This window comes from Capnocytophaga sp. H2931 (assembly GCF_002302535.1).
Classification (GTDB): domain Bacteria; phylum Bacteroidota; class Bacteroidia; order Flavobacteriales; family Flavobacteriaceae; genus Capnocytophaga; species Capnocytophaga canis.
In genome coordinates this window covers 2401014-2414532 of record NZ_CP022381.1, presented here as the reverse complement: position 1 = coordinate 2414532, position 13519 = coordinate 2401014, and the positions used below count along the sequence as shown (strand labels likewise).

The 13519-nt window shown below is 34.7% G+C and carries 10 protein-coding genes and 2 tRNA genes; 5 read left to right on the top strand and 7 right to left on the bottom strand.

All coding sequences use genetic code 11. The features are described 5' to 3' along the window. Positions 1 to 290: 290 nt before the first annotated feature. The 5 genes from CGC52_RS10145 (at position 291) to CGC52_RS10125 (ending at position 2478) form a co-directional block, all read left to right on the top strand. Positions 291 to 362 (top strand) — tRNA-Glu (locus tag CGC52_RS10145). 29 nt (positions 363 to 391) lie between these two features. Then, positions 392 to 463 (top strand) — tRNA-Glu (locus tag CGC52_RS10140). Between the two features lie 58 nt (positions 464 to 521). Continuing rightward, positions 522 to 779: a 30S ribosomal protein S20 gene (rpsT, locus tag CGC52_RS10135; protein ID WP_042009424.1), complete on the top strand. Its 258-nt coding sequence runs from the start codon at positions 522 to 524 to the stop codon at positions 777 to 779. Between the two features lie 38 nt (positions 780 to 817). Further along, positions 818 to 2077 carry a hypothetical protein gene (locus tag CGC52_RS10130; protein ID WP_095894298.1) on the top strand — a complete coding sequence of 420 codons (1260 nt, stop codon included), beginning with the start codon at positions 818 to 820 and terminating at the stop codon, positions 2075 to 2077. Between the two features lie 128 nt (positions 2078 to 2205). Further along, the gene (locus CGC52_RS10125) at positions 2206 to 2478 is read left to right on the top strand and encodes an HU family DNA-binding protein (RefSeq protein WP_095894297.1); all 273 of its coding nucleotides are present in this window, start codon (positions 2206 to 2208) and stop codon (positions 2476 to 2478) included. A gap of 196 nt (positions 2479 to 2674) precedes the next feature. Here the strand turns inward: CGC52_RS10125 and CGC52_RS10120 are convergent, their stop codons facing one another. From CGC52_RS10120 to mnmE, 7 genes are all read right to left on the bottom strand, one after another. Next, a complete protein-coding gene (locus CGC52_RS10120) occupies positions 2675 to 3415 on the bottom strand; it encodes an epimerase (protein WP_095894296.1) in 741 nt (246 codons plus the stop codon). 290 nt (positions 3416 to 3705) lie between these two features. After that, the gene (locus CGC52_RS11265; RefSeq protein ID WP_157909036.1) at positions 3706 to 3858 is read right to left on the bottom strand and encodes a DUF6088 family protein; all 153 of its coding nucleotides are present in this window, start codon (positions 3856 to 3858) and stop codon (positions 3706 to 3708) included. Between the two features lie 55 nt (positions 3859 to 3913). Further along, entirely contained in the window at positions 3914 to 4609 is a 696-nt protein-coding gene (locus CGC52_RS10115; protein ID WP_095894295.1) for a M48 family metallopeptidase, read from the bottom strand. Further along, on the bottom strand, positions 4610 to 7654 hold the full coding sequence (locus CGC52_RS10110; RefSeq protein WP_095894294.1) for a type I restriction endonuclease subunit R: 3045 nt from the start codon (positions 7652 to 7654) through the stop codon (positions 4610 to 4612). Between the two features lie 3 nt (positions 7655 to 7657). Next, a complete protein-coding gene (locus CGC52_RS10105) occupies positions 7658 to 9430 on the bottom strand; it encodes a restriction endonuclease subunit S (RefSeq protein WP_095894293.1) in 1773 nt (590 codons plus the stop codon). Then, positions 9424 to 11865 (bottom strand): type I restriction-modification system subunit M, encoded by a 2442-nt coding sequence (locus CGC52_RS10100; RefSeq protein ID WP_095894292.1) that lies wholly within the window; start codon positions 11863 to 11865, stop codon positions 9424 to 9426. Before CGC52_RS10100 ends, CGC52_RS10105 begins: the two co-directional genes overlap by 7 nt. Before the next feature lie 29 nt (positions 11866 to 11894). Continuing rightward, complete coding sequence (gene mnmE / locus CGC52_RS10095; protein WP_095894291.1) at positions 11895 to 13289, bottom strand: tRNA uridine-5-carboxymethylaminomethyl(34) synthesis GTPase MnmE; 1395 nt, start codon at positions 13287 to 13289, stop codon at positions 11895 to 11897. Positions 13290 to 13519 lie beyond the last annotated feature (230 nt).

Genomic DNA, 13519 nt, shown 5'->3' with positions numbered 1-13519 from the left:
TCAAAAAAAATAAAATGTTTGCTTGAAAAACAATAGTTTTGACCTCCTCCCCTATCCTTTAATAAATCATAACTTCATTTTTTCGGAGAAAGGAAATAATAGAACTAAAAAAATAGATTATAAAATAAATTTAGCTGTTTAATAAAACACTGATTATAAACACCTTAAAAATAAACTATAAAAAAAATACAAAAAAAAATATTTTTTTCTTTCAAAAATATTGCAGGATTAAAAAATTATTGTACCTTTGCAACCGCAATGAAGAAATAAGTTCACCTGCAAAAAATATTGGCCCGTTCGTCTAGGGGTTAGGACGCCAGGTTTTCATCCTGGTAACAGGGGTTCGATTCCCCTACGGGCTACTTATTCTTAGAAATACTTATAATTTATTGGCCCGTTCGTCTAGGGGTTAGGACGCCAGGTTTTCATCCTGGTAACAGGGGTTCGATTCCCCTACGGGCTACAAAATATGATGGTTAAAAAAGTTATATCATATAACAACTAATTAAGAAAATTATAATATGGCAAACCATAAATCAGCATTAAAAAGAATCAGAAGAAATGAAGCAGCTCGATTACGCAATCGCTACCAACACAAAACAGCTCGTAATGCGGTTAGAAAGTTGCGCGCAATGGAGAATCTTGAAGAAGCAAAAGAAGCTCTTCCTAAAGTTGTTTCTATGATTGATAAGTTAGCTAAGAAAAATATCATTCACGCTAACAAAGCTTCTAATTTGAAAAGTAGCTTATCAAAACATATTAATAAGTTAGCTAAATAGTCATTTAGGTTTTAGATTTATCACTAAAAGCCAGGCTTATGGATATAAGTCTGGCTTTGGTGTTTTCTTTTATATTTTACATGATTATGAAAATATTCTCATTTACCTTTGCAAAGACTGCTTTGAAATCCTTATTTTTGAAAGGAATCAAAATATATGCTATAGGATTTGTTCTTTTAATCTCATGTGATAATAGCACTGAAAAAGAGCAACTTCCGAAAGAATATCAAGTGAAAACAGTTAATTTTGAAGAATTTCGTGTAACTGATATTTCTCCGAAATCTACTCATGACCTGCAAAATTGGCAGTCATTTCAGTCTCTGATACAAGTTATCGTTAGTATGGCTCCTACAAAAATTAAAAATACCGAGAATTTAGTTTCAACAACACCTGATTCACTGCGGATTTATCAACGACTTTATCCGAAAAATACAAATGTAATTTTAAAAAACGCTTTTGTGGAACGGGATTGGCGAAGCTTGGAAAATAATACCATAGATACTATTTATCGTTTTGAAAAAGATAGTGAAAGTGAGTTTTCTTTTGTTCAATGGGATATGTTTTTGGTTAAAAATGTACCATATACTCTCTCTGTCTTTGTAAAAGGAATAAACCAAAATGAAATAGCATTACTTTTTTTAGATGAGCAAAAGGAATTACAAAAATCTAATTTTGAGCTTAATACAGAAACTCACAACAAAGCAGGACGAAAACTAAACTTATCGGATGATTGGAAAGAATTACAGTTACAATTTACCCCTGAACAAGGAGCTACGTACAGCATACAAATTCTTTTCAATGAAGATGCTAAAAAAGGAGAGAATATCATTTTTTACAGACCTACCTTGCAAGTTCCTCCTGAATATTTTTCAAAAATACATCAATTTTCTGACAAAATCGTAAATCAACAAACAAATGTAAAAAGCTCTTATTTTTCATTGTATTTGTGGTTAACGCAATTAGATGAGGAGCTAAACCAACTTTTGGCTGAAGATAAATTCCCTGAACCGATCAATTCTCTTGCCATCAAATCAAGATTTAGGTTATTTCAAACTCAGATCAAGGAACTGGCTGATAATGTAAAAAACAATTCTGATTTTGAAGAAACTGCAATCAATCAGCATATTGATAAAATTAAAAATACGTTTAACGGACTTATTACACGAATCAATAGTATCTATGAGAGTGATTTAGATGACCAAATGAAGTATATTCATTCTCAAATTGACACAATGCAATCTTTATTCCCAATGAAAGATTCATTAAGATTTGAGCATTTTACACCAATAAAAGAATGATTTTAGCGGAAAATAGGAATTAAATTGTTAAACTTCACATAAAATTACGGTTTTTGAGTCTGAAACATTGTTTACGTTAAATATATTATTACCTTTGTGCTGTTAACTGTATATAAAAAAAGATACTTATGAACAAAACAGAATTAATTGATGTAATCGCTGCTGATGCGGACATCACAAAAGCGGCTGCTAAAAAAGCTTTAGAGTCTTTTTTCTCAAATGTAGAAAAAGCCTTAAAAAATGGAGATAAAGTGGCTATCGTAGGTTTTGGTTCTTGGTCGATTGCTAAAAAGGAAGCAAGAGAAGCGAGAAATCCAAGAACTGGGGAGATGATTAAGGTTGCTGCTAAAAATGTAGTAAAATTTAAAGCAGGTTCTGAACTTTCTGATGCGATAAACTAAATAAAGTTTTATGCACAAAACAAAAAGGATTTCTAAATTTTGGAAATCCTTTTTGTTTAGATATAAGACTGTACTAAAATAATAAAACAAAAAATACTTTAGAGCTATCATAATCGCCTCAGCGTGTCAAGTTTATAGAAATAAGTCCTACAAAGCTCATTCTACAGTCACAATAGGTACACTGACTATCCTTTGGTCAAAAATACAGTGGATTTGGATATAAAAAATCGTAATCCAATTCTCGAATGACTTTTTCAGAAGTAACTATCTTACCATAAGCGGATTCAAGTGGTAAGTGAATGCCTGTTTGATGATTCATAATTTCTTGTCTTGTAGGATGTTTGGGAGCTACAATATTGTATGTTTTGAAATGCAACCCAAATGTCATTATTCGCTCAATAACTCGACAAACATCCTGATAGTGAATGTGATTTACCTTTTGATGAGGTTCCGAAACGACATATTTACTTAAATATCTATCATCCCCCATCAATCCTCCTAAACGAAGAATATTTATCTTTGGAAAATTATCTTTCAGATACTTCTCTACAAAATATAATTCGGGTTGCAAGTCTGGAATTGGAAAATTCTCATCAATAATTCCATTGACTGATGGATATATCCCCACAGAACTTGTAAAAAACAACTGTTTATTGAATCCTTCAATAAAATTGCAAATATTTTTAAGTCGATTTTGCAATATTTCGACAGATAATCTACGTCCAAAAGGTATTGCTATGATAATACTATCTAAATCGGACAAAACTTGCCACTTGCCTGGAATAAAATTATCAAAATCGACTTCTAAACAATGGTAATAGTTGTCTGTAGATAGATTTCTTTTCGTCCTGATTGTCACATACATACGATGCTTGTCTGACAAGTGACTCAACAACCGCTCCCCTAACCAACCACAACCAATGATTCCTACATTCATAATTTTTTAAATTTATTCTGTTTTTTTGAAATAGATACAAGCCTTTTGTGGTTCAAAAATAATTTGTCGCTTATTACTATCTAGATAAAGTATTGATTCGCGTTTTTTTTGGAAGTTTCAAAAATTTATTCCTCATCTTTTGGAAGGGCTTTTCTCATTATGATTCGTATCCATTGGGGAGCCAATTTTATATCGTGTTCCAAACGGTGGAGTTCTTCATTTTTCAAATATTTTAAGATGATTTTTATTTCCTAATCACGAACATTTTCCTTACCAAGTTCTTTAAGTGCCTAAATTACCAAACCACTAATTTTCCCGATGGCTGATAAATTTTTAGGACTTGCTTTTTTGAAAACTACTTTCCTGTTTCCCAAGTTGATAGTTCTTGCCGAACCATCGGTATAATACACCAAATTCAGCAGAACTTGCGTGGATAATCCCAATCGAAAATTCCAATTAGTACGATTAAAGTCTTTATATCTTTTCTATTTCCTCCTTCTATATTGGCAACTCATTGAGTTGTTTTTTTCTCAATTGCCAATGGGGGTAATACCTGTTCATTAATAAAATAAAATTTTTATTATGATTTCTTTCTTTTAAATGCACCAACTCGTGAACGACGATGTATTCAATGCATTCTTTCGGTTTTTTGGCTAATTCGATATTAAACCACAAGGTTTTGGCATTTGTATTACAACTACCCCATTTTGTTTTTACCTTTCGAATACCAAAACTTTCAGGGGAAACATTCATTTTTTCCTTATAATGCTCAATTGTTTCTAGTAAAAACGCTCGAAGTTGTTGGCGGTACCATTGGTAGAGTTTCTTTTTTATAAAGGCTTTATCGTTTTTATCTGGCACAATGATTTCTATTTTGCTATGATGAAGTACTACTTTCGATTTTTTGTCGGACTCTGTAACTTGTAATAGATAGCGTTTGCCAAAGAAATAATGACTTTCATTGGTGATATACAGATAATCAATTTCTCTTTCTTGGGAAATGATTTTCTTTTTTTCTCGGCGAATCCACCCCAACTTGGTACTGACAAACACCCTAAGATACTCTATATCCATACCTTGGGGAGCAGATAAGGTTACCTTTCCAAAAGGCGGATGCACCCTTAGGTGTAGATTTTTAATATCCTTAAAGGTAAGCACTACCTCTATATCATTGAATGTTAACAGTACCGACATCTAATAATCCAGCTTATTTTGTTCTACTATCTGATAAATTGCTTCTGTTTTTGTTTCGTCTTTAATCACTTGGTAGATAGCTTCTTTTATTTCGTTTTGTTTTTGGATATTTTCTCTAAATCCCTCTTTTTTGGAATACTGTATAGCTTGTTCGCATACGATTGTCATCTCCTCATTTTTGTTCAAATAATCATAAATAGCACGCATACCAATAGTTCGTATGGAAGAAGGGGTGTTGTCTTCTTGTCCTGCTTTTACTTTTTTAGCCAATTCAGCCATTTCGTTCAGATATTCTTTGTATTTCAAAGCTCCTTTTTTGTATTCCTCTATCAACTTTTGGAGTAATTGAGACATATTTTCAAAGAAAATAGGATTTAAAAGCTGTTTTTCAATAATTTTGGAACTTATGCTATTAGCAATGGTTTCTGCTACGGCTTCGGGGTTGGAACGAATACTTTCCGGTAATTTCTCTACCGCTTTAAAAATATCCAACGATAATAAATCTAACAAAGATATATCTTCAAACGGAGAAATAACTTTTGATTCGTCTGCTTGGATATAATTATCAATAAGATGACGCATATCAGACTCATAAGCCTTTAAATCCAATGTTTCACCACTGGCGATACGTATAGTTTCGCGCAATTTTAAATAAAAATCCAATCGCTCTTCAAAATGATTGATTTCTTTTTCGGTATAGCCTGCTAACTCTAATTCTGCTTTTATATTGGCAAAAGCTCGTATATACGAAACAATTGCTTTATACAACGCCCAGCGTTTAAACTCATTGGCTTTTAAATCGGAAGGTATTTCGGTATTTCCGCAGAAATAATGAATGTAATCCAAATCGGATTTTGGATCTTCTACCGCCTCACAAAGAAGCTCCAAGGTTTCCAACGCATTTTCAAGGCGTTCGCGAGCCATACCCAAGCGTTCTTTTAAAGTGATTTCCACATCTTCTTTTGTAAAACTTTCGGTATCCAATTCAGATGTATAGACATTGATGGCATCAGTAACATTGTCAAACAAACCCATATAATCCACAATATAGCCGAAATCCTTATCGTCTGTATCCAAACGATTTGTTCTACAAATGGCTTGAAACAAGGTGTGGTCTTGCATTTTTTTGTCGATATAAATGTACGAACAAGAAGGGGCATCAAAACCTGTCAGTAGTTTAGAAACCACTATGAGCAGTTTCATTCGTGTGGGTTGTTTGATAAACAAGTCCTTGCTGTAATCCTCGTAAGTTTCGGTTTTGGTTTTACCCGCTAAAGGCGTAATATTCGCTAAAAGTTCTTCGTAAGTTTTGTAGATATATTCTTTGTCAGTTTCCGAAAATTCGCCTGTATCTTCGGTGGTAATGTCTTTGGTTTGCGGGTTGTAAGAAGTAATCACGGCACACTTGTTTTTCAAAGGGGTTTCGTGAAACAATTTGTAATATTTACAGGCTTCATAGATACTTGATGCCACCAAAATAGCATTTCCCTTTTCTGATGACAAGCGTGGCTTTACCGAAAAATCAAAAACAATATCAGAAACAATTTTTTCCATACGAGAGCGAGAACTCAATACATTTTGCATCGTTCCCCAGCGTTTTTTTAATTCCTTTTTTTGAAAATCATTCAAACCTTTTGTTTTGGCTTCAAACCAAGCATCTACTTTTTCCTGAGAAGACAGATTTTGGTCTATATCTCTCCCCTCATACACCAAGTCTTTTACCACACCGTCTTCAACAGCCTCATTAAATTTGTAAGTGTGGATATATCTACCAAATACATCCATTGTAGTTTGCTTGTCTTCTTTCAAGAGTGGTGTACCCGTAAACCCAATAAAAACAGCTTTTTGCAAAACGGCTTTCATCGTTTCGTTGAGTTTTCCACTTTGCGTTCGGTGGCATTCATCTACAAATACAAACACATTGCCTTGTACCGGTAGTGGGTTGTTTTTTATTTCCGTGATAAAAGTTTTGTAATCGTTCTCTCCCTTATTGCCAAATTTATGAATGAGCGAAGCGATTAAGCGAGGGGTGGATTGGGTCAAAAACTGCATCAATTCTTTACCTGAGTGCGTACGAGCCACTTGCTCGCCCATATTTTCAAAATTATCAGCGATTTGCTTGTCCAATTCGGTGCGGTCGGTGAGTAAAACAACACGGGAATTGCTCACATTTTCTAAAATCCATTGGGCTACGAACATCATCAAAATACTTTTGCCCGAACCTTGGGTGTGCCAAATGATGCCCCCTTCGTTTCGTTGAATGAATTTTTGGGCTTCTTTTAGTGCAAAATACTGATGCGGACGCGGTAGTTTTTTCCTCCCAGCGTCAAAAATTACGGTATTGTGAATAATGTCTAAAAAGCGTTCTTTGGCACATAGTTTTTTCAAGTATTTATCCAATTTATAGCCCTCGTTGTCTCGCAGATTTTCTTTCCACGACAGATAGTATTTCTCAGGAGTTTCAATCGTACCGTATTTCAAACCTTGCGTATTGTTTCCTGCAAAAATAAATTGAATGGTAGTAAAGAAATTTTCGTTAAACTTTTCTTGTTGATTAGAGATATTTTGTCGGATACTTTCGGCAATATCCACTGTGCCTCGTTTGAGTTCCAAGACCCCCAAAGCAATCCCATTGACATACAAAACAATATCGGGACGGCGAGTTTTGTTTCCTTTAAGGGTAACCTCTTGGGCGATGCCAAAATGGTTGTTTTCCCAGTTTTTCCAATCAATGAGGTATATGGTTTCGTTTTGCTCACCGATATTTTCCTTTGCTTTTACGCCATAACGCAAGAGCGAATAAAAATTTTTGTTTCGTTCGTAAATATTTCCTGCATTGGTTTGTGCCAGTTCAGTGGCTTTGTCAATAGCTTTTTTGATAAGTGGTTGGGTATAGCCTTGGGCTTGTAGAAAAGCACGAAGATAATCGGCTTCTACATTGCTATTATTTTCGCGTTCTTCCCAATTGCCATAGTAGGTATAGCCCAACTCCTTAAAAAGTTGGATTACACGATTTTGGGTTACTCGTTCGGTTGGGTTGATCATGGTTTAGTTGTATAAATTATCTAATCTTTTAATGGCTATTTCAATATTTTCATCACAAAATGCAGAACGATTGAGTTTATCACGCCATTCCTCGTTTTCTCTGATAAACTGTTTAATCGAATTCAAATTTATCTCTTTATTTTCTTCTTTTAAATCCTGTATTGCCATATCCACAGTTGCTAAAAGTTCTAAATTATTATTGGTTTCATATTTAAATTGCTTGATAAAATTTAGAGCACCTTCTCCGTACCATCTATTAAAATAACCTAAAGCTTGCTCAATATTCTCTGCTTCTAAAAATCCTTCATATTCTTTTCCTTTATAAGAGCGTTTTTTTATAGCAACATATTTGTTTTCGATTGCAATTTTTTCTGCTCCTCCATACCTCGTTTTAGGATTGTAAGGTCCAGCGGCTTTTTTCAGATACTCTGTAATTTGTTCATCTTTATATCTCTTTAAAAGATAGGAAACTTTAGTGTATCTAAACCTTGTTAATGGAAAATTTTCAGAGCCAAGACACGACGCCATTACCCCAATGAGTACTGCATCATTGAAGTGATTGTTATGTTTCTTCAAAGGCTTAATCTCTTTTTTAACTTGAGATATTACCAATCGTATTTTGCCCGTAAGTAACTCCCGCATCAAGCCTTGTTTGATTTGTTGGGCTTTGGCTAACTTTTGTTCCAATATTTCTATTTCCGCATCCATATCGGATAAAATGGAAGCGATTTGGTTTTGTTCTGCGATGGGAGGTAAAGGGATTTCAATATTCTGAAATTCTCTAATCCAATGCCGCTTATGGTCACCAACTTGAAATTTTAAACTCATCATAGAGTAGGATAAATATTTTAAATTACTATCATTATTTTTTAATATAAGCATTTTCATTGCTGATGATTTTGCTTTAAATGGAAAATCAACATATTTAGAAGCTGTTGTAAAATCATCAAATATGATTGTTGGTAGATTATTAAAAATTCCTGCTGTTTCGCTTGTATAACCTAAAATAAATGTTTTTCCTGCTGTTAAAACAGGAATATTGTTGTTAGAGTTATAATCTGCTGATTTTACCAAAAAAGGAGTGGGTTGTATATAATCTAAACAATCCCCCAACTTTTTCACTTCCCAACCCTCTTTTGGTGTGAGGAGTTTTTGCATTGCCCCTTGTTTGATAAGTTGTTTTTTAGTGATGAGGTTTTCGATACTTTCTATCCAGCGGTCGGTGTCGCTCAGCACTTCGACGATGGCCTGTTGCTCAGCAAAGGGTGGGAGGGGAATTTGAAGTTTTTTAAACTCAGACATACCAATAAGATTTTTCATAGCACCACCTTGAGTATCGTCAATAATCTTATTTTGAATTTTTGTTTCATTGAAAATAAAATTAAAAAAATTATAATCAATCACATCTCTATTTAATCTGATTAAAAGTAATGCCTGATTAATAATACCTCTCTTAAAATATTTAGGAATTTTATAAATCTTACCTATCGTTCCAGAACAACTCAGAATAAAATCATCTTGTTGGATTTCAAATCTTTGTAATTCTTTAAATTTAGCTTCACTAATATAATATGAACCTAAGTCTATGTTTCTATAAATCGCATTTTTTTGTTCGTATACTTTATACCCCTCTTTGACAAAAAATTGTTTTTTTAATGCACCACCAAACGGACCTCTTATTAGTCCGTTTTTACACGATAATTCATCCAACCTAACCACTTCCCAATTTTCAGGGATTAGTCCAATATCTGTATGTTTAAATTTTGTTTTTACCATTGCCAACCCATTTTCTGTAAATGTTGTTTTACTTTGGTTTCATAGTCTTGCAGAGCGGTTTCCATTTCGGATAGAGTAACTGCGTAGCGCTCGGCAAGTTCTATAATTCGCCCTGTGAGTGCTTGGCTCATTCGTTGTTTTTCCTCGTAAAGACAAGTCGCCAAATGCTTGAGCCATTTTTTATTGATAACCAAATCCTTCACTTCACTTTCCGAGAGGTTTTGGTATTTTTCTATCACCAACTTTTCAATGACTTCCTTCTGAATTTTAATCAGTTTGGTAAAACTCGAAATGGCTTCATTCAAACGAATATAATTTTCAATCACGGCGAGTTCTTCTTTGGGTGCTTTCTCGGCTTTGCGTTGTTTTAAAAGTGCCTTTACGGAAGTAAGATTTACTTTGTCCAATTCATTGAAAATACCATTTTCGCCTTCGTTTTCCTGCTGTATTTCCTCTAATTCAGCTTTGGCGTTTTCTATTTCTGCTTCAAAATCGGTAATAGCTTCCCATTCTTTAGCAAAATATTCTTGGATTAACAAATGAGGCGGTATCAGTTTGCCAATAATTCCGTCTAATCCGTCAACGGCTTTGCCTTTTGTAGGTTTACCGTCTTTTGCTTTTTTACCTTTAACGATTTCTCTCTCCCATTGTGTACCTGCTTGCCACCCTTCTACTGCGATGGTATAAAAATCATCTTGCATCACCTCTACCCAATATGTCATCAAATATTGGTACATATTGTACGGATTTACCAAAGCATCGCCTTGAAAGGCTTGGAGAATCGCATCGCCCAATGTTACAATTTCTTTTTTAGGGTGTATACCTTTGTATAATTGCTCAAAGTAAAGTTTTTGTTGGTTTGCCCAATGGTCAAAAGTGGCTTGTAGTTGCTCTCTATAAACTACAAATTCAGGGTGATTGAAAATCGTTTTTTTGATTTCTTCGTTTGCTATTTTTAGGTCATAAAAACCTTTTCGCTGTTCTTGGAACAAACTGTTTTTCAGATTGGGAAATATTTTCCAATAGCTTTGCAATGATGCAAGGTCTTTCTCGGGGATTCCACCAAACAAATGTGCCTCAATATCTTGTGTATCCTCTTCTTCTTGTGTGTCGATATAACGAGGAATATTCAGATTGTATTCATTTTTGTCATTGGCAATTTCTTCTATTGGCACCATTCGGCTGTATTTCGGAATTTCAGTAAAATGGCGAAACACATCGGTTATTTTCCGAATATCCTTTTCTTGCAAGCGATTTTTGTTTCCGTCTTTTACAAAATCTTTACTTGCATCTATCATAAAAATACCTTTTCGTGTGTCAGCGTCCTCCTTGTCCAAAACTAAAATACAAGCCGGAATACCTGTACCATAGAACAAGTTAGCAGGTAGACCGATAATTCCTTTGATGTATCCCTTTTGAATGATTTTTTTACGAATATCGCCCTCTGCATTGCCTCGAAACAAAACCCCGTGCGGTAGTACTACTGCGGCTTTTCCTGTGGTTTTCATCGATTTGATAATGTGTAACAAAAACGCATAATCACCATTTTTTTCAGGTGGAACGCCTAAATCGAAACGGCTGTACTCATCATTGTTTACATTCACCCCATTGCTCCAATTTTTTAAGGAAAAAGGCGGATTTGCCACGATATAATCATAGGTTTTGAGTCCATCTCCATTTTCATCTTTCCAATAAGGACGCGCAAGGGTATTGTCGGCAACTATTTCAGCCGAAGGATTGCCGTGCAGTATCATATTCATACGCGCAAGGTTGGCGGTTGTCATTTCCTTTTCTTGTCCGTAGAGTGTGATACTTTTTTCGGCTTCCTCTCCCACCTTCAAAAGGAGCGACCCCGAACCACAGGTAGGGTCATAGGCCGTAGTTTGCACGGTTGAGTTTTCATTGTTGATACCAATCACTTTGGCAAGAATACGACTTACTTCAGCGGGGGTATAGAATTGACCTTTAGACTTTCCGGATTCCGTGGCAAAATGCCGCATCAAATATTCATAAGCATCCCCCAATAAGTCATCGTCATTGGCGTTATTTTGTGAAAAATCCAAATCGGGCGAATTAAAGATAAGAATCAAATTACTCAAAGTATCCACCAAATCTTTACCTTTTCCTAATTTTGTATCATCATTAAAATCAGGGAAATCGTTTAGTTTATTGGCTTCCTTAATAGGATTCAGGATTTTTTTATTGATATCATCACCGATATTTTGCGTACCTACTAATGTCACCATATCATCAAACGATGCCCCTTCTGGTATTTTTATGGCAGAAAACTTTTTGCCTTTATATTTGTCTGATATATATTTTACAAATAAGAGTGTAAGTACATAATCTTTGTATTGTGAGGCGTCCATTCCCCCTCTTAATTCATCACAACTTTTCCATAGAGAGCTATATAACTCTGATTTTTTAATTGCCATCTTTCTATAAATAAATTCTTATTTTATCATTATTTTCCAATGCAGAAATTCGCAAATATATTTCCAAGTACTTCGTCATTAGTCACTTCGCCGGAGATGGTACCAAGGTGATAGAGAGCCTCACGAATGTCGATAGCAAGAAGGTCGCCCGAAAGATTCATTTCCAAACCTTCCTGGACTTTTATAATCTCGGAAAGGGCATTAGAAAGTGCTTCGTAATGACGTGAATTACTAATGATTACATTATTTGCAGAGGACGTAAAACTTTCAGCATACGTTGCAAGTTCTGACTTCAATATGTCAATATTTATATTCTCCTTAGCGGAAATTCCCAAAATAGTGTCCGTGTATTTAGGAACAAGTTCCGACTTCAATTTTCGGTCGAAATCACCAAATTCACCACCAGATACATCTACTTTGTTATGCAAAAGAATTATCTTTAAGTCGTCTCGATATACTTCTTTCACAAAATCAATAACTTCCTCAGGTTGATTATCCAATTCATCATAAAGATATAATAAAACATTAGCTTGTGTAATCTTTTCTTTCGCTTTTTTAACACCAATCTCTTCTATTTTATCAGAAGTTTCACGAATTCCTGCTGTATCAATGAATCGGAAAGCTGTTCCGCCGATGTGTAACACTTCCTCGATGGTATCACGTGTTGTTCCCGCAATATCCGAAACAATAGCTCGTTCTTCATTTAAAAGAACATTCAAAAGCGTTGATTTCCCAGCATTGGGTTTTCCTACAATCGCTACTGGAACTCCATTTTTGATAACATTTCCCGTTGCAAATGAGTCCATCAATCGTTTAATTGTAGTCTGAATCCTTGAAAGTAGTGAACGAAATTGGTTTCTGTCAGCAAATTCTACATCTTCTTCCGAAAAATCAAGTTCTAATTCAATCAAAGAAGCAAAATTCAGCAATTCAGTACGTAGTTCCTCAATTTCAGAAGTAAAACCGCCTCGCATTTGTTTCATAGCGATAGTGTGAGCAGCTTCGCTGTCGGAGGCAATAAGGTCAGCAACAGCTTCAGCTTGTGACAAATCCATTTTTCCATTTAGAAATGCCCTCAAAGTAAATTCCCCCGCCTTTGCTAATCTACATCCTTTGGCAAGACAAACTTTTATCACTTTCTGAATGATATAACTACTTCCGTGACAAGAAAATTCTACAGTAGGTTCACCTGTATATGACTTATTTCCTTTAAAAATCGTTGCAAGACATTCATCTATTATCGTCTTATTATCAAAAAAATAGCCCAAATGTACAGTATGCGAATCAGAATTATCTAAACTTCTTCCGTGATGTGCTTTAAACACGCTATCAGCAATTGAAATAGCATCTTTTCCTGATATTCTAATGATAGCAATAGCTCCACTCCCCGAAGCTGTTGCTAATGCTATGATAGTTTCATTCATTTCTTTTTAGTTTGTTTTTACAGATTACGAGTTTTTAGAAGTTTTATAACGTTTTCTGGTACCTGATTTTGAAATTTCATTATTGCTAAATGAAAGAAAATCTACTTTAAGTACTTGGTTTACAATTTTTATGCGAACGGGCATTACTTCGAGTGAAATAACGCCCGTGTTGCACAGTTTAGTTATTACGCCTGGTTAATAATATACGTACCATTCCATAACGTAATTTT